This is a genomic window from Polaromonas sp. AER18D-145 (assembly GCF_002379095.1).
Classification (GTDB): Bacteria; Pseudomonadota; Gammaproteobacteria; order Burkholderiales; family Burkholderiaceae_C; genus Polaromonas.
In genome coordinates this window covers 26,227-44,601 of the sequence record NZ_NBZV01000040.1, presented here as the reverse complement: position 1 = coordinate 44,601, position 18,375 = coordinate 26,227, and the positions used below count along the sequence as shown (strand labels likewise).

At 59.3% G+C, this 18,375-nt stretch carries 17 protein-coding genes and 1 pseudogene; 17 read left to right on the top strand and 1 reads right to left on the bottom strand.

Going from position 1 to position 18,375, the window contains the following annotated elements; translation table 11 throughout:
• Positions 1-148: 148 nt before the first annotated feature.
• Both B7G52_RS17765 and B7G52_RS17760 read left to right on the top strand, forming a co-directional pair.
• Positions 149-520 (top strand): annotated as a pseudogene (locus tag B7G52_RS17765) (plastocyanin/azurin family copper-binding protein); the annotation flags it as partial.
• A gap of 241 nt (positions 521-761) precedes the next feature.
• Complete coding sequence (locus tag B7G52_RS17760; RefSeq protein ID WP_096698855.1) at positions 762-1,202, top strand: hypothetical protein; 441 nt, start codon at positions 762-764, stop codon at positions 1,200-1,202.
• 62 nt (positions 1,203-1,264) lie between these two features.
• Here the strand turns inward: B7G52_RS17760 and B7G52_RS17755 are convergent, their stop codons facing one another.
• Positions 1,265-2,683: an MgtC/SapB family protein gene (locus B7G52_RS17755; protein WP_371329035.1), complete on the bottom strand. Its 1,419-nt coding sequence runs from the start codon at positions 2,681-2,683 to the stop codon at positions 1,265-1,267.
• 673 nt (positions 2,684-3,356) lie between these two features.
• Here B7G52_RS17755 and B7G52_RS17745 point away from each other — a divergent pair.
• The 15 genes from B7G52_RS17745 (at position 3,357) to B7G52_RS17675 (ending at position 18,275) form a co-directional block, all read left to right on the top strand.
• Entirely contained in the window at positions 3,357-3,779 is a 423-nt protein-coding gene (locus tag B7G52_RS17745) for a hypothetical protein (RefSeq protein ID WP_096698853.1), read from the top strand.
• Positions 3,780-3,789: 10 nt separating this feature from the next.
• Complete coding sequence (locus B7G52_RS17740; RefSeq protein ID WP_096698852.1) at positions 3,790-4,050, top strand: DUF5676 family membrane protein; 261 nt, start codon at positions 3,790-3,792, stop codon at positions 4,048-4,050.
• A 54-nt stretch (positions 4,051-4,104) separates the two neighbouring features.
• Positions 4,105-5,760 carry a multicopper oxidase family protein gene (locus B7G52_RS17735; RefSeq protein ID WP_096698851.1) on the top strand — a complete coding sequence of 552 codons (1,656 nt, stop codon included), beginning with the start codon at positions 4,105-4,107 and terminating at the stop codon, positions 5,758-5,760.
• Between the two features lie 51 nt (positions 5,761-5,811).
• Positions 5,812-6,042: a heavy-metal-associated domain-containing protein gene (locus tag B7G52_RS17730; RefSeq protein WP_096698850.1), complete on the top strand. Its 231-nt coding sequence runs from the start codon at positions 5,812-5,814 to the stop codon at positions 6,040-6,042.
• A gap of 148 nt (positions 6,043-6,190) precedes the next feature.
• Positions 6,191-8,662: a cation-translocating P-type ATPase gene (locus tag B7G52_RS17725; protein WP_096698849.1), complete on the top strand. Its 2,472-nt coding sequence runs from the start codon at positions 6,191-6,193 to the stop codon at positions 8,660-8,662.
• Between the two features lie 166 nt (positions 8,663-8,828).
• Positions 8,829-9,131, top strand: a complete 303-nt coding sequence (locus tag B7G52_RS17720; protein WP_096698848.1) for a DUF2933 domain-containing protein — start codon at positions 8,829-8,831, stop codon at positions 9,129-9,131.
• 21 nt (positions 9,132-9,152) lie between these two features.
• On the top strand, positions 9,153-9,815 hold the full coding sequence (locus tag B7G52_RS17715) for an isoprenylcysteine carboxylmethyltransferase family protein (protein ID WP_096698847.1): 663 nt from the start codon (positions 9,153-9,155) through the stop codon (positions 9,813-9,815).
• Between the two features lie 45 nt (positions 9,816-9,860).
• A complete protein-coding gene (locus B7G52_RS17710; protein ID WP_205853082.1) occupies positions 9,861-10,607 on the top strand; it encodes a lycopene cyclase domain-containing protein in 747 nt (248 codons plus the stop codon).
• Between the two features lie 148 nt (positions 10,608-10,755).
• A complete protein-coding gene (locus B7G52_RS17705) occupies positions 10,756-11,811 on the top strand; it encodes a type II glyceraldehyde-3-phosphate dehydrogenase (RefSeq protein ID WP_096698846.1) in 1,056 nt (351 codons plus the stop codon).
• 107 nt (positions 11,812-11,918) lie between these two features.
• Positions 11,919-13,280, top strand: a complete 1,362-nt coding sequence (locus tag B7G52_RS17700) for an MBL fold metallo-hydrolase RNA specificity domain-containing protein (RefSeq protein ID WP_096698845.1) — start codon at positions 11,919-11,921, stop codon at positions 13,278-13,280.
• Positions 13,277-14,785, top strand: coding sequence for a thymidine phosphorylase family protein (locus tag B7G52_RS17695; RefSeq protein ID WP_096698844.1), 1,509 nt, complete (start codon positions 13,277-13,279; stop codon positions 14,783-14,785). The genes B7G52_RS17700 and B7G52_RS17695 overlap by 4 nt, the downstream gene beginning before the upstream one ends.
• A complete protein-coding gene (locus tag B7G52_RS17690) occupies positions 14,782-15,669 on the top strand; it encodes a ribose-phosphate pyrophosphokinase (protein ID WP_096698843.1) in 888 nt (295 codons plus the stop codon). The genes B7G52_RS17695 and B7G52_RS17690 overlap by 4 nt, the downstream gene beginning before the upstream one ends.
• 29 nt (positions 15,670-15,698) lie before the next feature.
• Positions 15,699-16,169, top strand: a complete 471-nt coding sequence (locus B7G52_RS17685; protein WP_096698861.1) for a hypothetical protein — start codon at positions 15,699-15,701, stop codon at positions 16,167-16,169.
• Positions 16,170-16,292: 123 nt separating this feature from the next.
• Positions 16,293-17,564 (top strand): cyclopropane-fatty-acyl-phospholipid synthase family protein, encoded by a 1,272-nt coding sequence (locus tag B7G52_RS17680; protein ID WP_096698842.1) that lies wholly within the window; start codon positions 16,293-16,295, stop codon positions 17,562-17,564.
• Positions 17,565-18,275, top strand: a complete 711-nt coding sequence (locus tag B7G52_RS17675; protein ID WP_240523511.1) for a DUF6629 family protein — start codon at positions 17,565-17,567, stop codon at positions 18,273-18,275.
• Positions 18,276-18,375 lie beyond the last annotated feature (100 nt).

Here is an 18,375-nt window from a genome sequence, read left to right as displayed (position 1 = left end):
TGGTCTGGGAACACAAGAAACTGGACGCCCACCGGTGCTGTGACACTCAACCCCGAGCGCGACTCGGTGGTGGCGGCCCATGTCGGCGCCACGCTTATTCAGCCATTGGCTGCATGACTGAGGCGACAACTACCTTGACACGCGCCGGATCGTTGATATGAAAGACGACATGCGCTTCCACTCTTCAAACTTCAACGTCAAACAAGGTGAAACCATTCGCTTCGTCGCCAAGAATTCCGGTAAGGTCAAGCACGAAATGGTGCTGGGTACCGAAAACGATCTCAAGGACCACTATGAGGTGATGAAGAAAAACCCCGAGATGGAACACGCTGACGACAATATGGTCACCGTAGCGCCGGGTAAAAGCGGCGAGATCATCTGGCAGTTCACAAGGGCGGGCAAGGTTGACTTCGCCTGCCTGCAGCCGGGCCACTTTGACGCCGGTATGAAAGGTCTAGTGAATGTGGCAGCCAGCAAACTACCGCCAAAGAGTGACGGCCATAACGATCACAAACACTGACCTTTACGGCTACCACTGGCGATAGGCAGGTCGGCGAGCTCGGTATGTCCGTGGATCAGGCCGGAATGGAAATCCGCGAAAACAGCGATTTTTGAGCGTTCGGTTTGCGCTTGAGGCCAGCAATTGGCAGAGTAACCGCGGCACCTAAGCTTTCGTTGGCATGGGCTACAGTTGATGCATCTCAATCGCATCGGTGCTCAAATTTTCTAGGATCAGATTCTTTACAAACAAGGAGTTCAGTATGCCAATTTCCATGGCGTTTCGCGGCGCACCCAAGAAGGTTCTGGTTGCCCTATCGCTTTTTCTGCCTTTGACGGTCGCGACTTTCGGCGTGCAGGCGCAGGATGGCGCGCAGGCTTCACCCCAAGTGTCGGTCCAGCAAGGCGTCACGGTGAAGGTGACACCCAAGGCGGTCGGTGCCAGCATTGTGCGCTGGCAATTTGCCGTCGTGTTTGACACCCACAGCAGCGACCTCAGCGATGATCTGCTCAAGACCGCAACGCTGATGACTGTCGATGGTCGCGAGATCAAACCGATTGCGTGGACGGGTGCCGCGCCGGGCGGGCACCATCGCGAAGGCGTGCTCGAGTTTGTCATGACGGCACCTCCGCCTAGTGCCGTTGAGCTCAGGCTGGAGCGTCCGGGCGAAGCCGAATCGCGCGTCTTTCGCTGGAAGTTCTGACGAATTTGGCGCCTGACAGCGTGCGGCGATGTGGGTGCCTTGAAAATGCGCTGACGGAGATTTTAGACAAGCATCATGATGGTCGCCGCCGCCGTACCGACAGCGATTGAAACACCGTAGCCGGCTGCGACCCGGCGGCCTAGGAGGCGGCCACCGATCACCGCCGCTATCAACGCCTTCATTACCATGTTGGCCGCTACTGCGATGCCTACAGCCGTCACGGTGGGGGTCACCGCCAAGCCGCCTGCAGCCTGCATTTGAAGCACGGTGACCATGATTGCATCCACATCTGCCAGCCCGGAGAGTGTCGCCACCACATACAGGCCCGGGTTGCCCAGCCATTCTCTGCCGGCCTGAGTCAGTACCATCATCACGGCGAGAAACGCGCCGAAACCAAGCGCCGTACTCAGATCGAACGGCGCGACAGGGTCGCCCTCGGGTGCGATGTCGACCGATGAGTGTCGCTTCCACTGCAATGCGCCCAGGCCGAGCAGCGCGACACCCGCAGCGACCATTGGAACTCCTAGAGGCCTGCCCAGTACAGGCTGAAGCGATACGACGATCACCGTCATGCGCAGGAACATCATTCCGCAGGCGGCCAAAATACCAGCTGCCGCAGCATTGGCCAACCCCGGTTCAGCTTGAGCACGTCTGGCGAGCGTCAATGTGGCGGCGGTTGAAGAGGCGAGCCCTCCCAGCAGACCGGTCCAGAAAATGCCCCGCTGGGGTCCAGTGAAGCGTATTGCGATATGGCCGCACAGAGACAGGCCGGCGATAAGGACGACCGCCCACCAAAGACGATAAGGATTCAATGCCTTGTAGGGGCCGTAGCCGGCATCCGGCAGCAAGGGCAGGATGACCAGCGACAAGACTAGCAGCTGCAGCGCAGCGCTGAGTTCGCGGTGCTCCACCAGCCGTAGCCAGCGGTGCAGTGTGGGTTTGAGGTCCAGCAACATTGCGACGACGACAGATGCGCCGATAGCGACGGCAGCATGGCCGATGCCCGCCAGTGCGCCCAGGGCGTACGTCAGCAGTGCAGCGACAGCGGTAGTTGCACTCAGGCTGCCATGGGCACGCACACTTTCCCGATAAGACACTGTGGAGAGGATGGACAAGCCGGCGAGCCCTGAGGCCAGTGGCCAAGGGCCCAGTGCCTCGCTCAGTACGCCGAGTACGCCGCCCAACAAGCCGAACAATGCAAACGTCCGCAATCCCGCGACCCGGCTCCCATCAGCGCCCTCGCGTTCATGCCAACCGCGTTCGAGGCCGATCAAAATGCCGACGGCAAGTGCTGCAGCAAGAGAAAACACCGTGGACGTGATGGAGGCAGATAGGAGGTTCAGGAAAAGATCTCCAATTTTTAAATCAGAGCCCATATTATCGTCAAGGAGATCGAGCAAACGCCTCGTCTTCTTTGTCAATGCAGGCGGCAGACTGACCGGTTTTGTGATCTGACTTAAGTTCCACTTGATGTACGTCAATCAGCTATCGCGTTGGCGAGATAGCATTAAAAGCATAAATCTGTACCAGCATGAAGCTCTTTTCCAACATCCGCTCAAAACGCAGCATCGCATTCGTAGCGCTGCTGTTTTGGGTGTTTGCCTTGGCTTCAGGAGTCGCCAATGCTTGTCTTCTGGAGGCTCGCGGAACCCATCTCCATGTAGCAGCCGGATTGGCCGATGCAACGCATGCACCCGCCATATCACCTGGTCATGCTGGGGTCATTGCCGACCACGGAGATGACTCCCATGCTTCCAAGGCACCGTGCCTTAAGGCTTGCGCCGATGGTGAGTCCTCTGTGTCCCCGCAGAAATTGCGGTCTGTCCAGATCGATCTTGCTGCGGCGCCCTTGGTCGCGGTTCTCTGGACCGAAACTGTTCCTGTCGTTTTTCCGTTTAGTCGAATCGACGAAATGCGGCCCACGACATCTGAGCGACCCCTTCGGGTTCGCTACTCGCGACTAGCACTCTAGCCGTCTGCTGCCGCGTGTTGCAGAGCCTCGCGCTCTGTCATCTTCGCCGCTCTCACATTTTTCCGACGATTTCGGCTCTTGGTCCTCTTGGTATAGCGGGCAGAGTCGGACATCACACCGGTACCTGCACGCGCGCGCATACACACCGTATTTCCCTTCCATCAACTAACCAGGAGTCTGTCATGACCCATCTCCGTTCAATTTCCCTTGCCATCGCTTTTGCCGCCACTCTCACGTTAGCTGCTTGCAATACCGCTCCAGCGATGCCCATGGGCTCGGCAACTGCGGGCAGCATGGCCCCGCCCGACCATATGGCCAAGATGGACGCGCAGATGAAGACCATGCAGGGCATGCACGAAAAGATGATGAGCGCCAAAACCCCGGAAGAGCGCAGCAAGCTGATGGCCGAGCACATGAAAACCATGCAGGACGGCATGGCCATGATGGGCGGCATGTCCGGCGCCGGTATGGGTGATATGAAAGGCATGCAAGGCATGACGGGCGATATGGGCGCGCGCCAGCAGATGATGGAAAAGCGCATGGAAATGATGCAGACCATGATGAAAATGATGATGGACCGGATGCCTGCCACGCCGGCGAAGTAGGGGTGTGGTCATGACACCGTTTCGTACAGGTATTGCTCTGGCTGTCACCGTCGGGGTGTTTTATGCCCTGTGCGCGCTGGTCTGGGCTCTTGCGCCAGGGCCTTTTTTGGGCTTCATGAATAACCTCTTCCATGGCATGAACTTCAACAGCATGGTTCAGCCTCGGCCATTCGGGTGGCAGGGTTTCTTGACGGCGCTGCTCGTACTGAGCACCTGGGCGCTATTGGCAGGGGCTTTTTTTGCCTGGTTGCTCAATCGAATAACGCGTTGATTAGCCGGCTCTAGCGCGCCGGCGGGGTAGTTAAAGCTTGTAAAGGTAAGTTATATGTTGAAGAGAAGACAGCTGTTTCAGTTTGCCGGTGTGGCGGCCGTGGCCGCCGCCGGGGGCGCAGCCTGGATGTATTACGGATCGCCCCGTTCTGAGGCGCTGGCGGGCGGGCCGTTTCGCCACTATCCCTTCGATCCGGTGGCCGCAGATAATTTCCAGCAGAAGCTGTTCATTCCTGTCGGCAGCGGGCCGTTTGGGGTACTCGATGTCGCCGGCCCGCTCAAAATCCGCGCTACGGCGGCGAGCTTCCCGTTGCTGCCCGGCCGCGAATCCCCCTTCTTGCTGTACCAGACCGAGCAGGCGGGCAAGGCCTACCAGAACCCTATTTTGCGCATTGAGAGCGGCGCGCGTTTCACGGCCAGCCTGGACAACGCGCTCCAGGAGCCGACCATCATCCACTGGCACGGGCTGCACACACCCGCTGCCATGGACGGCCATCCGGCCAGCACCATCGGCCCGGGCGGGCGCTACGCCTATGACTTCAAGGTCAACAACCGCGGCGGCACCTACTGGTACCACACACACGCGCACGAGCTGACTGCCGAACAGGCCTATCACGGTCTGGCGAGTTTTTTCCTGGTGGACGACGACGATCAGCGCAGAGTCAGCAAGGCACTTGATCTGCAGCTCGGCGTCACCGATTTGCCCCTGGTCATTCAGGACAAGCAGTTCGATGCGCAGGGCAGGCTGTTGTACAAGCCTGGTGCCCATGAAGCCATGATGGGCTGGCTCGGCGACATCGTGCTCGCCAACCTGACACCCAATGCGGTGCAGGCCGTCACACCGCGCACCTACCGCCTGCGGCTGCTCAACGGGTCGAATGCGCGCATTTACCGGCTCGCCTTCGTCAAGGGAAACAAGGCGCTGGACTTCACCGTCATCGGCACCGACGGCGGCCTGATCGAACGGCCGGAAACGGTGAGCGAAGCCTTTCTCGCGCCGGGCGAACGCCTTGACGTGCTGTTCGACGCAGGCCAGGCGCGGCCCGGTGAGCACATCTTCCTCAGGAGCCTGGCGTTCGATGCGATGGAAAACGAAGGGCCAGCTGCCGGTCCGGGCGGCATGCCGGGTATGAGCGGCATGGGCATGGGCCAGATGATGGCCAGCATGTCCTCGTCACGGTTGCCGCTGGGCCTGGAGTTCAACATTTTGAAACTGTCGGTCACGGCCGGTGAACGCGTCGTCGCCAAACTGCCGGCCACGCTGTCCCAGATCAAGCCGATTGCTACCTCCGGCGCCGCGCAGCGCAAGATCGAACTGTCGATGGGGCAAATGCGATTCTTGATCAACGGGTACACCTTTCGCATGGACGAAATCGCATTTGACGTTAAACGCGGTGCGGTCGAAATCTGGAGCATCAGCAACCCGACGCTGGGCATGCCGCACCCGATGCACATCCACGGCTTTTCGTTCCAGGTGCTCGAACGCATCGGCAGTCCGCCCCAGGTCTCGGCCACGGCGCGCTTCGGCCAGGGACGCACCGTGAGCGACCTCGGCTGGAAAGACACCGTGCTGGTCTGGCCCGGCGAAACGGTGCGGGTGGTGATCGACTTCGCCCACGATTACCCCGGCGACCAGACCTATGTGTTCCATTGCCACAACCTAGAACACGAAGACGGCGGGATGATGATCAATTTTCGCGTCAAGGCGTGAAGGCGAATCTATACACGGGCTTAGGCAATTCAACTCACGGGAAAACTTACCATGAACACACTTAAATTTGATATCAGCGGAATGACTTGCGGCGGTTGCACGAGTAGCGTGCAGCGAACCCTGAAAAAAATTGCCGGAGTCAGTCACGCCGAAGTGACTTTGCATCCGGGCGTCGCTACCGTTGTGACTGATCCCGCCCGGGTGTCGCCCGCGCAAATTGAATTGGCGATCACCAGCCTTGGCTACCCGGCTAAGGCGCGCCCGGCAGATCAAGGTCAATAGGCCCGGCCATGAACAAGAAGAACCGCAAAGACGAGCGCAGAAGAAAAAGTCACACGGCAACTCACGGTGACATGGTTCAGCCCCGGATGTCTCTAATCCAGGCGGCGCCAGGCTGCTGGTCCGCTGAATTGTCTGCAATGGGAAACGCATGAAAACAACAACCATCGAGGTCGGCGATCTGGTCTCCACACTGAGCGCCACTGGCGTTGAGAGGCAGCTCTCTACGCTTCCGGGTGTCCATCACGTAGACGTGAACTACGTCGCCGGAAGCGCGACCGTGCACTATGATGAATCGCGGATCGAGCTTGAAACTATCCGGCAACGCGTGATCGACTGCGGCTATCACTGCCGCGGCCAACTCCTCCCAGCCCATGTTTGCGCTCCGGAGGAGCATAAGACGGCAGGAGATGCACATACCCGACATGCCGGGCACACCATGCCTGGCGGCGCAGGGCGCCAAAGCATTGGCGGCGATTCGGGGACAGAGCTGCGAGCTGCTGTGAAAGTTGCACCGGCGGCGCATGGCGACCATGGTTCTCACAGTGGTCATGGCGACCCTTCCGCTAACGGGAAGGCCGACATGATGCATGACATGGGTCACGCACCGGGTATGTCGATGGAAGACATGGCCAAAGACATGCGCAACCGCTTCCTTGTAGCTCTATTGTTCGCAATTCCAGTGTTTCTGTATTCACCAATGGGGCAGATGTTTGGCGACTTTGCTACCCCGTTCGGCATCGACCGCAAGCTGTTCCTGTTCGTCGTCGCGACAGGTGCCATTGCCTATCCGGGCTGGCCCTTCTTCATCGCTGCCTGGCGTGCTGCGCGCAACAAGGTTGCGAACATGGCGACTCTGGTCGTCCTGTCGGTCGGTACGGGGTACGTCTTTAGCGTCGGCGCCACTTTCATTTATGAAGGTGAGGTGTTTTACGAAGCTGCAGCCGTGTTGCTGGTCTTCATTTTGCTGGGGCATTGGTTGGAGATGCGGGCGCGCGCCGGGGCTTCGGACGCGATCCGCTCTTTGATGGACCTGGCCCCGCCCATGGCCACAGTGCTGCGCGGTGGCGTCGAGGTCAAGGTTCCTACCGCCGAGGTATTGGTTGGTGAGACAGTCGTCATCAAACCGGGAGACAAGATTCCGGTAGATGGCGAAATTTTTGAGGGTGGCTCCCAAGTCGATGAATCCATGCTGACCGGCGAATCCATGCCAGTGAAAAAAGTCGTGGGCGATGCAGTCATCGGCGCTACGATCAACAAAAGCGGCAGCTTCCGCTACAAGGCTACCAAGGTGGGCGCCGACACCGCGCTCGCGCAGATAGTCAAGTTAGTACAGGAAGCGCAGAACTCGAAGGCCCCGGGCCAGTTGCTGGCCGATAGGGCCTCGCAATGGTTGGTGCTGGCTGCCATTCTCATCGGGCTGCTCACCTTCAGCGTCTGGTTCTGGGTCCTGGGCCAGCCTTTGCTGTTCGCCCTGACTTTAACGATCACGGTCTTCGTGATCGCTTGCCCCGATGCCCTTGGGCTGGCCACTCCGATGGCTATCATGGTCGGGACCGGACTTGGGGCCATGAACGGCATCCTCTTCAAGAACGCTGCCGCGCTGGAAAACGCCACCAAGTTGACAGTCATCGTCTTCGACAAGACGGGCACGCTCACGCTCGGGCAGCCAGACGTCGTGGAGACGGTCACCGCGCCAGGTGTCAATGACGCGCAACTGCTGGCCACGGCAGCGGCTGTGGAGAAGTTCTCCGAGCATCCGTTGGCGCTTGCAATACTCAAGCGAGCCGGTACCACGCCGACTGAGGTCGCGACAGGCTTTACCAATATTGATGGGCAGGGCGCTCGCGCAGCTATTAACGGTGAAAACGTCTTGCTCGGCAATCGTCAGCTGATGGAATCTGAAAACGTCGCCTTGGACCCCCTCTCTGCGCAAGCCTCCCGTCTTCAGGGCGGAGGCCGCACCGTGGTGTATGTCGCTCGGGCTGGCAAGCTGATAGGCCTAATTGCCATTGCCGACGCCGTCCGACCAACGTCCATGGCAACGATCGCCAAGCTGCAGGAGCGCGGCGTGAAGGTCGCGATGATCACTGGGGACAATCAGTCCACAGCGGATCGGATAGGGAAAGAACTCGGCATCGACATCGTTCTGGCCGATGTGTTGCCTGGCCAGAAGGCCTCCAAGATCAAAGAGCTGCAGGCCCAGGGCCATAAGGTCGGCATGGTCGGCGACGGTATCAACGACGCTCCAGCCCTGACACAGGCTGATGTGGGCTTCGCAATTGGCGCGGGCACTGACGTGGCGATGGAGAGCGCCCAGGTCATCTTGATGAAGAGCGATCCCTACGACGTGGTCGGTGCCATCGAGCTGTCACGCGCCACGCTGCGCAAGATGCACCAGAACCTGTGGTGGGCGGTCGGCTACAACGTGATTGCCTTTCCTCTGGCGGCCGGCGTCTTTTACCCATTCACGCTGTCGCCCGAGGTCGCGGCACTGTCGATGTCCGGCAGCTCGGCGCTGGTAGCAATCAATGCATTGCTACTCAAACGCACCAAGCTCGCCGGCATTAGGCACCAGAAGCCGCAAGCTTCAACGACAACGGCCGCAGGGATTTCATCATGATAAATCTGTCCCCGGTTCCAAGCGACCTGGAGTCAGATTGTTCAAAACATCGAAAGGTACGGGAAGAAGAGGCCGGGACATCTATTTTCAGCGCGCCTTTTGACATCTCCTACGCGGCCCTTGAGCCCTGCAATTTTCAAACCACGATTCTCGCAAGGACCTTCACATGAAACGCTCACTTTCCTCACGCCTGCGTCAGTGCGGCAAGGCCTCCACTTGGATATTCGCCGGCTTTGCGGCGGTCGCTCTGTTCTTCCTTTTGGCAGAACATCGCGCTCATCTTTTCGGCTGGCTACCCTTCCTGCTCTTGGGGGGCTGCGTGTTGATGCATATGTTCCACGGCGGTCATGGGGGCCACGGTCAACATCGATCCGACGATACGCCCGGCCGCCGCGACCAAGACGCGGCACCCGGAGAGGTTACCCCGAAGCCGGGCGCATCAGCGTCATCTGGCACCCACCACCACTGAACCTATATCGGAGTCAAGGACATGGACCAATCTTCTGCACCAGCCTATGGGCTGTGGACGCTGGTAGTCATCAATTCACTGGTGTTCATTATTTTCGCTTTTAGTTTCGCCAAGCCGCAGAGCCCAAGGGACTGGCGCTCGTTCAGTGCCTTCTCCGGGTTTCTGGTGGCGCTTTTTGCCGAGATGTATGGTTTCCCGCTAACCATCTACCTGATGTCGGGATGGTTGAGCACCAAGTTCCCGGGTGTGGACTTCCTCTCGCACGATGCAGGTCATTTGTTGGAGGTGATGTTCGGCTGGCGTGCTAATCCCCACCTCGGCCCATTTCACCTGCTCAGCGCCTTATTCATCGGCGGCGGCTTTTGGCTGCTGTCCGCAGCTTGGTCGGTGTTGTACGCGAACCAGCGTGCAGGAACACTTGCTCAAAGTGGCGCATATGCAAGGGTTCGGCATCCCCAGTACGTGGCGTTTGTGATGATCATGTTCGGCTTCCTGCTGCAGTGGCCAACGGTACTGACGCTGGTGATGTTCCCAGTCTTGTGTGTGATGTACGTGCGGCTTTCCTATACGGAGGAGCGCGAATCGGCACAGCGTTTTGGGGATGAATGGGATCGCTACGCGAGCCGAACACCTCGATTTATTCCGAACTTTGGCGGATCGCCCTCGACTCAACACCCCACATAACACGTCGCCGGACATTGAAAATCATCTCACTTGGGGCGCAACGGCGTGACCGACGATCCATCTTTCCGCTACACATGGTTAATCTGGGCCTCGGCATTTATGGTGCCGTGGGCACTGCTGTTCTACTTCCGCCCCGAACTGCGCCGTCCCATGCTTTGGGCCAGCATGCTGACCACACCTTTCGGTCTGACAGAGCCACTGTTCGTGCCCGCCTATTGGAATCCACCCAGCCTGTTTGACCTGGCCCAACGAACAGGCTTTGATATTGAAAGCCTGATCTTCTGCTTCGCGATCGGTGGCCTAGGCGTGGCCGGCTATCGCGCTCTAACTTCATTGCCACTCAGAAGCATGGATCACCGAGCGAGATCGATGCCACAGCATCGCTGGCATCTGTTGGCACTAGCCTGTCCACTTTTCGTCTTCGGTGGCCTGATGGTGCTGCGTTGGAACCCCATATATCCCGGAATTCTGGCGATGTTTTCAGGGGCAATGGCAACACTCTTCTGCCGACTGGACCTCTGGCGAAACACACTCTTCGGCGGAGGCGTTTTTCTGGCGCTGTATGCGGTTTTTCTGCTGGGGTTGAAGTGGTTTTGGCCCGGTTACGTTGAGGCCGTCTGGAACCTGGGCGCCTTGCTTGCCTGGCGTCCGGGCGGTTTGCCCATAGAGGAGCTCTTGTTTGGCTTCGCTTTCGGCATGTACTGGAGCAGTGTTTATGAGCATCTCACCTGGCGGCAGCGGGACATGGCGCGGATTCGCCGAGTCGTAAGCGCCGGAAGAGGTGTTACGTGAAAAGAGACTCGTGCTGCCGTGCCGGAAGGACGAAAGCGAAGGGCGCGTCGGCAGCGATATGGCTCGCTGAGCCCGACCTCGCAGGCGTCCTGAGGCGTGACGCCCCAGATCTCGCGGTAGCCCAGTATCGATTGATAAAGGAGAACGAATGAACAACATGATCCAGGTAGGCATCGTTGGCTACGGTGTGATCGGCAAGCGTGTTGCCAAAGCCATCAAAAGTCAGCCGGATATGGCATTAGCGGGCGTAGCCGATGTTGCCGCAGACTGGCGCATTCTGGGCGCCGTGACGCAACAAATACCCCTCTATGCCGCGGACGCGTCGGCAAGCCAGCGCATGCGAGAGGCGGGTTTTCATCTCAACGGGTCGCTGGATGATCTCTTGGGCATCAGCGACATCGTCGTGGACTGTACGCCCAAGCGCGTTGGTGCCAGCAATGCGGAGCGCTATCGCGCCGCCGGAAAGGCATTTATTCTTCACGGCGGCGAAAAACACGAAGTAACTGGGCATTCCTTCGTGGCTGAGGCGAACTACGCCTCGGCGGTCGGTCGCCCAGCGACCCGTGTGGTGTCTTGCAACACCACATCGATCGTTCGCACCCTGGGTGCCCTCAAACGCGCCGGCTTGCTCAAACGCGCGCGCGGCACACTGCTGCGGCGAGCCACCGACCCATGGGAAAGTCATCTGGGCGGCATCATCAACACGGTGCTTCCAGAACCTTCGATTCCGAGCCACCAGGGGCCCGATGCGCGCAGCGTTGATCCCGATCTCGACGTGGTGACGATGGCGGTCGCTGTTCCGACGACGATTGCGCACGTCCATTATTGGGCGGTTGATATGACACGTTCAGCGAGCAAAGAGGAAGTTCTGGAGATCTTTTCCCGCTCCAGCCGGATCGCCCTAATCAAAGGCAGTACCGGCCTCACTGCCCCAAACGTGGTCAAGGAGTTGATGGCCGACAGCGGCCGACCGCACGACAGCCTGTACGAAGTAGGACTTTGGTCCGACATGCTGCACGTGGAAGGCGCGGAGTTGTTTTATGCCTACATGGTGGACAACCAGGCCATCGTTATTCCAGAGACGATAGACGCCATCCGTGCGCTGGGGATAAGCGGTGTGCCTGCAAGCGAATCCATTGCCATGACAGACGCCTCTTTAGGCGTGGGCGCACCGTTTGCATCAAAAAAATGGCCTTTGTCATGACAGAGGGGGTCTTTGTATACGACCGGTGGTTGTTGTACTGCAATGGCTAAACCAGTGTTGGAGCCACCCGAAGCCTAATTTTCAATCACTTACCTGAAAGTCTCCACATGAAACTCTCATTCCTCGGTGCCGCAGGCACTGTCACCGGTTCGAAGACGCTCGTCACCCATGAAGGGAAACAGCTGCTTGTCGATTGTGGTCTGTTTCAAGGCTACAAAAATTTGCGCTCGATGAATTGGGAGGAATTTCCCTTCGATCCGAAACAACTCGATGCCGTCGTCCTGACGCATGCCCACCTCGATCATTCCGGGGCCTTGCCGTTGCTCGTCAAGCAGGGTTTTCGTGGTCCGGTATTTGCCACGCCATCCACGATTGAAGTCTGCGGAGTTCTGCTGCCCGACAGCGGAAGGTTGCAGGAAGAAGACGCGGAGTATGCCAACCGCCGCCAGCGGTCTAAACACACACCAGCCCTGCCGCTGTACACCGAAGAGGATGCTTTCCGGGCCTTGCGTCGTCTGGAGCCGTTGCCTTTTGATGCCCCCGCCAGAGGCGTCGCCGGTATGCATCTCCGCCTACGGCCAGCGGGGCATATTCTGGGCGCCGGTTCGGTCGAGGTGACGGCGGGCGAGACCACCATTTTGTTCTCAGGCGACCTGGGCCGCCCGGACGATCTCGTCATGCGGGCGCCTACGCCTATCGAGCGGGCTGACTATATCGTCGCCGAATCGACGTACGGTGACCGCCTTCATGACGGGGCAGATGCCGAAACTCTTCTGGGCGAGGTGATCAGGCGCACGGCCGCACGGGGAGGTGTCGTAGTAATTCCCGCGTTTGCAGTCGGGCGAGCCCAATCGCTTTTGTATTCGATTTACCGCTTAAAAGAGCGTTCGGAAATCCCTGACATGCCCGTATACCTGAACAGCCCGATGGCAATCGACATGACCGATATCTATCACCGCTATCGCGCTGAACACCGGCTGTCGCCGGAGGAGTGCATCGGGATGTGTCAGGTCGCGAAAATGGTTCGTACAGTAGAGGAGTCGCGTGCGCTGGTCGCCCAACATTACCCGGCCGTCATCGTGTCGGCAAGTGGCATGGCCACTGGTGGGCGGGTGCTGCATCACCTAAAGGCGCTGGCGCCGGACAGACGAAACACCATTGTGTTCGCCGGATTCCAGGCTGGGGGCACACGCGGCGGCAGGATAGTTGCCGGCGAGAAAAGCATTCGCATTCACGGGGAGGATGTCGCCGTCAATGCCGAAGTGGTGTCTTTGCCAGGCATGTCCGCCCACGCCGACGCGCGCCAGATCGTCGATTGGCTCAAAACTTCTCCGAAGGCACCTCGGGGTGTTTTCCTCAATCATGGCGAACCGGCTCCGGCAGATGCGCTCCGGCAACGCATAGAGCGTGAACTCGGCTGGTCTGTGACCGTCCCGCGGCTGGGCCAGACCTTGGAGATTGCACGATGAACGGAGTTGGATTGCGGCTGCGTCCCCTGGGGATAGACACACACCAGGAATTCGTGATCTACATGCGGCGGGATTGCCACGTCTGCCGCGCTGAAGGGTTCGAAGCGCAAACACGCGTCGAGGTAGACCTGCACGACCGTCGCATCATAGCGACAATCAACGTCGTCGATTCAGATCTGCTGGCGGAGGGGGAGGTCAGTCTTTCAACCAGCGCCTGGAAAGCGTTGAATGCCATTTTGGGAGACATCGTCGGCGTGGCGCATGCGCCGACACTCGACTCTCTGAGTGCCATGCGTGCCAAGATCTACGGTCATCGGCTTGATGCCCCTGCGCTCAAGGCCATCGTGACGGACGTCGCTGCGGGCCGATATTCGGATATGCACATCGCCGCCTTCCTGAGTGCCTGCGCGGGTGGGCGTATGGACCTCCAGGAAACAATCGATCTGACGCGAGCAATGGTTGACGTGGGGGAGCGTATTGATTGGGGGCGAACCCCCATTGCGGACAAGCACTGCATAGGAGGTTTGCCTGGCAACCGGACAACTCCCATCGTGGTTGCCATTGCCGCTGCAGCTGGGCTGACAATGCCAAAGACTTCATCCCGCGCGATCACTTCACCTGCTGGTACCGCCGATGTGATGGAGACGGTGACCCGTGTTGATCTGGATCTACCTGCAATGCGCCGCGTCGTCGAGCGCGAGGGCGGCTGTTTTGTATGGGGAGGGGCGCTGACCCTGAGTCCGGCGGATGACTTGCTGATCCGCGTTGAGCGTCCACTGGACCTTGATAGCGACGCCCAGCTGGTCGCGTCCGTGTTGTCCAAGAAGATTGCCGCCGGGGCGACGCACGCGGTGATCGACATTCCCGTTGGTCCCACCGCCAAGATTCGGACCAATGAAGATGCGCATCGCCTTCAGGTCCTGCTTGAACAGGTAGCTGCTGCACATGGAATCCACTTGCGGGTTGTCCGCACGAACGGTGCACAGCCCGTTGGGCGTGGCGTTGGCCCCGCACTGGAAGCGCATGACGTCCTGGCGGTGTTGCGCGGTGCGGCTGCGGCCCCTGTGGATCTTCGCATGCGGTCGCTGGTGCTGGCGGGAGATCTTTTGGAGTTCTGCGGGCATAGCATTCCAGGCGCTGGCAAATCGGAGGCTTGGCGACTACTTGACAGCGGCGCGGCCTGGGACAAGTTTCAGGCTATCTGCGAGGCGCAAGGTGGGTTGCGCGAGCCCGGTGTCGCCCCTTTGCTTGAAGCGGTGACAGCCGAACGTACCGGCTATGTCTCCGGCATCGACAGTCGACGGCTCGCGCGGGTTGCGAAACTCGCCGGTGCGCCTGGCGCTCCCACTGTCGGGCTCTCTTTACATGTGAAGTTGGGCGATCCTGTGCAGCTTGGTCAGCCCTTGTTCACATTGCACGCGGAGGCACCGGGAGAACTGGCCTACGCTAAGCGCTATCTCGCGACGCACCCGATTTTGACACTGGGCGAGGAGGCAAAATCATGAAGCCCGTGGGGACCGCCATGCCTGGCAATGAACGTCTTACCGACGATCTGGCTGCTCATTTTGATTTCGATCGCGGACTTGCAACGGTTCGCCGTTTCCCCGACGGAGAATCCCATGTGAGGGCTGAAACCTCGGTCGAAGGGCGACATGTGTTCATCGTGTGCACGCTTGATCGACCGGATGACAAACTGGTGCCGCTCCTGCTTCTGGCATGCGCCATCCGCGAAGCTGGTGCGGTATCGGTCGGCTTGGTGGCTCCATACCTGGCCTACATGCGTCAGGATCGGCAGTTTCACGCGGGTGAGACGATCAGCGCTCAGCATGTAGCGGCGTGGATCTCACGCCATGTGGACTGGTTGGTCACTGTAGATCCTCATTTGCACCGCATTGCGGATCTATCGCAGGTTTACAGTATTCCTTCGCGGGTGGCCCATGCGGCAGACGGCGTCGCAAGCTGGGTACGGCTGAATGTAAGCCAACCGCTTTTGATTGGGCCTGACGAGGAAAGCGCCCAGTGGGTAAGGGATGTGGCGCAGCGCGCGGAAGTGCCTTTCATCATATTGGCAAAGACCCGGCGAGGCGATCGTGATGTCGAAGTGTCCGTCCCTGAGGTTGATCGCTGGCGCTCGCACACGCCAGTGCTGGTGGACGACATCGTTTCGACCGCACGGACCATGATCGAAACCGTTGGCCATCTACGCCGTATCGGTCTGGCCGCACCCGTGTGCGTGGCCGTGCATGCTGTGTTCGCACAAACGGCTTTTGAGGATCTGCATGCGGCCGGTGCGGCTGACATAGTGAGCTGCGACACGATTTCTCACCCGTCCAATCGCATCGCACTGGCTTCCGCCATTGCAGCCAGCGTGCGCGAGTTTCTTCCATGAATCCGAACCAGACTATCCGGGAGGCCGCCATGTCGTTCGTGTTGTCAAAACTGGCTGCACTTTTTGTGCTGCTCATCCTCGCACTTGGGTCGTCCGCCGTCTTGGCACAGGCGCGCCTCGAACGCGACGGTGTGGTTCTCTACTGGGGTCTCGTGCCCGCCGCAGTCGTGTCAGAGAAACACGCTTTGGAAGACATGCATGGTGTCGTGCCGCAGGACGGTGGCCAAGTCCATCACCTCGTCGTTGCCCTGTTCACAAGTAGCGGCGCGCGTATCGGGGACGCCGTGGTGCGCGCCCAGCTCAGCGAAACCGGGATTGTCGATGCACCGCCAAAGTACCTGACGCCGATGAGTGTCAACGGCCAAATGACCTACGGCCAGTTGTTCTCGACCGCCAGGAGCGGGCCATACCGCTTCCGCGTCATAGTCAAGCTGGCCAGCCGAGCCACCGAGATCGAGTTCGCTGTGTCAGCCTGGTCGCCTCATCGCGAAGTCCGCTAAGCGATCCCGCCCAAGAACCCGTTGGTCAACCTTCAGAGGCCCACAGTGACAAGTAACACTCCAGCCAGCGCGACAGATGCAGCCACTGCAGACTTAACGGCTGTCAGAATCTTCGATCGTTTGATGCGAGGCTACGCTGGATCAGCTTCCCTGCGGCTGTGGAACAATATCCTGCATGCGCCCGGTGATCAGTTGCCATCCTTCACGCTGGTGCTGCGCGATCCTGCCATCCTGCGTCGTCTGATTCTTGAGCGTAGTCCGCTGTTATTGGCGGATGCCTACTTCCGGGGTGTGATTGATTTCGAGGGTGACCTGTACAGCGCACTCTCATTAAAGACGCATTTCGAGCGCCTATCCCTTACTTGGCACGACAAGCTGGCCCTGCTGCGCGATGCCTGGCGCCTGCCCGCCATGACGGATCCCAATCTCAAGCCGGGTGATACCTTGGCTTCCCGGATCGCCCGGCGTTTCTCCCATCGCCACTCGAAAGACAGTGACCGTGCCGCGATCCAGTTTCACTACGACGTCTCCAACGAGTTTTATCGCTTGTGGCTAGACACGGAGCGCGTGTACTCATGCGCCTATTTCACTAGCCTTGACGAATCGCTGGATCAGGCGCAGCGCAACAAGCTGGAGCATATCTGCCGCAAGCTTCGACTTCAGCCCGGCGAGCGGCTGCTTGACATCGGCTGCGGCTGGGGGGCCCTGGTGTGCTGGGCTGCCAGGCATCATGGGGTGCGGGCCCACGGCATCACGCTTAGCCAGCAGCAGTTCGAGTACGCCCAGCAGCGTATCAAGGCAGACGGGCTGCAGGAACTGGTAACTGTGGAGCTGCGCGACTATCGGGACATGGCCGGCGAACGCGTCTACGACAAGGTGTCGAGCGTCGGCATGTTCGAGCATGTTGGCTTGAGCAACCTGCCGACCTATCTGTCGACCGTCATGCGCCTGCTGCGTCCTGGCGGACTGTTCCTCAATCACGGCATCACGCACGACGAAGAGGGCTGGAACAAGACGGTGGCCACTGAGTTCATCAACCGCTATGTCTTCCCGGATGGCGAACTCGATTGCGTCAGCAACATTCAACTCGGGATGGAGCGCGCGGGATTCGAAATCCACGATGTTGAGGGTCTGCGGCCGCACTACGCGCTGACGTTGCGCCATTGGGTGCAACGACTGGAGGCCAACCGCGACGCTGCGCTGCGCGAAGTTGGCGAGGCGACCTATCGTGTTTGGCGCTTGTACATGGCAGCCTGCGCGCTGGAGTTCGAGTCTGGTGGAACAGGGATTTACCAAATTCTCGCCTCCAGGCACAACCTTGGCGAATGCCCGGTTCCACTATCGCGGCGCGACCTCTACGCAGGCTGCAACGGCCTAAATTCAGGAGTGAATTGAATGTGCTTTTCCGCCACGGCCAGTTTCACCGCGGGTGCCTTTTTGCTTGGCCTGGGTACGCTGACGCTGCGGTCGGCGCGGTGTCGACGCGAATTGCCGTTCGCCGCAATACCGCTGTTGTTCGCAATCCAGCAGCTGAGCGAGGGTGTGATTTGGCTGACGTTTAGCCACGAGGCGCCCTTGCTCAATACGGTGATGACACATGTGTATTCCTTCTTTTCACATGTGTTGTGGCCAGTCTACGTGCCGGTCGCCGTGTTGCTGATAGAACCACCCGGACGCCGACGGCAAGCGCTTGTCGTTTTTTCCGCCGCTGGCATCGCGGTGGGAGCGTACCTGCTTTACTTCCTGGTCGCATTCCCCATCGTCTCGCGACCCATCGGCCAGCACATCGAGTACGTTTCACCGCATTTCTATGCTGCGGTGGCCATGACGCTTTACCTGATGTCAACCACCGTCAGTCTTTTGCTGTCAACGCATAGAACGGTGAAAGCCTACGGAGGCTTTGCGCTGTTGTCCTTTGGCTTGGCCTATTGGTTCTATACAACCTGGTTTATCTCGGTATGGTGCTTCTTTGCCGCGCTGTTGAGCGTTGTCGTTTCTCTTCACTTTCTTTTGCTTAGAGACGGACAGCACAAGCCGAAGCGCATGTGCGGGCATCCGGCGTTGGATCGGCTATCCGAACGCAGCCCGCCTGATCACTATTCATAGGAGTACAAACACTAGACATGGTGAAGACCCGCATCGTCGTCGGGCACCGTTGCACTGTCAAGCGGTTGGGGAAATCTGCTTGAACTGCTGCTGCGTGGTT

Coding starts and splice junctions, on each gene's coding strand:
- B7G52_RS17760 (WP_096698855.1), top strand. CDS start 762: ATGCCAATTTCCATGGCGTTTCGCGGCGCACCCAAGAAGGTTCTGGTT.
- B7G52_RS17745 (WP_096698853.1), top strand. CDS start 3,357: ATGACCCATCTCCGTTCAATTTCCCTTGCCATCGCTTTTGCCGCCACT.
- B7G52_RS17740 (WP_096698852.1), top strand. CDS start 3,790: ATGACACCGTTTCGTACAGGTATTGCTCTGGCTGTCACCGTCGGGGTG.
- B7G52_RS17735 (WP_096698851.1), top strand. CDS start 4,105: ATGTTGAAGAGAAGACAGCTGTTTCAGTTTGCCGGTGTGGCGGCCGTG.
- B7G52_RS17730 (WP_096698850.1), top strand. CDS start 5,812: ATGAACACACTTAAATTTGATATCAGCGGAATGACTTGCGGCGGTTGC.
- B7G52_RS17725 (WP_096698849.1), top strand. CDS start 6,191: ATGAAAACAACAACCATCGAGGTCGGCGATCTGGTCTCCACACTGAGC.
- B7G52_RS17720 (WP_096698848.1), top strand. CDS start 8,829: ATGAAACGCTCACTTTCCTCACGCCTGCGTCAGTGCGGCAAGGCCTCC.
- B7G52_RS17715 (WP_096698847.1), top strand. CDS start 9,153: ATGGACCAATCTTCTGCACCAGCCTATGGGCTGTGGACGCTGGTAGTC.
- B7G52_RS17705 (WP_096698846.1), top strand. CDS start 10,756: ATGAACAACATGATCCAGGTAGGCATCGTTGGCTACGGTGTGATCGGC.
- B7G52_RS17700 (WP_096698845.1), top strand. CDS start 11,919: ATGAAACTCTCATTCCTCGGTGCCGCAGGCACTGTCACCGGTTCGAAG.
- B7G52_RS17695 (WP_096698844.1), top strand. CDS start 13,277: ATGAACGGAGTTGGATTGCGGCTGCGTCCCCTGGGGATAGACACACAC.
- B7G52_RS17690 (WP_096698843.1), top strand. CDS start 14,782: ATGAAGCCCGTGGGGACCGCCATGCCTGGCAATGAACGTCTTACCGAC.
- B7G52_RS17685 (WP_096698861.1), top strand. CDS start 15,699: ATGTCGTTCGTGTTGTCAAAACTGGCTGCACTTTTTGTGCTGCTCATC.
- B7G52_RS17680 (WP_096698842.1), top strand. CDS start 16,293: ATGCGAGGCTACGCTGGATCAGCTTCCCTGCGGCTGTGGAACAATATC.
- B7G52_RS17675 (WP_240523511.1), top strand. CDS start 17,565: ATGTGCTTTTCCGCCACGGCCAGTTTCACCGCGGGTGCCTTTTTGCTT.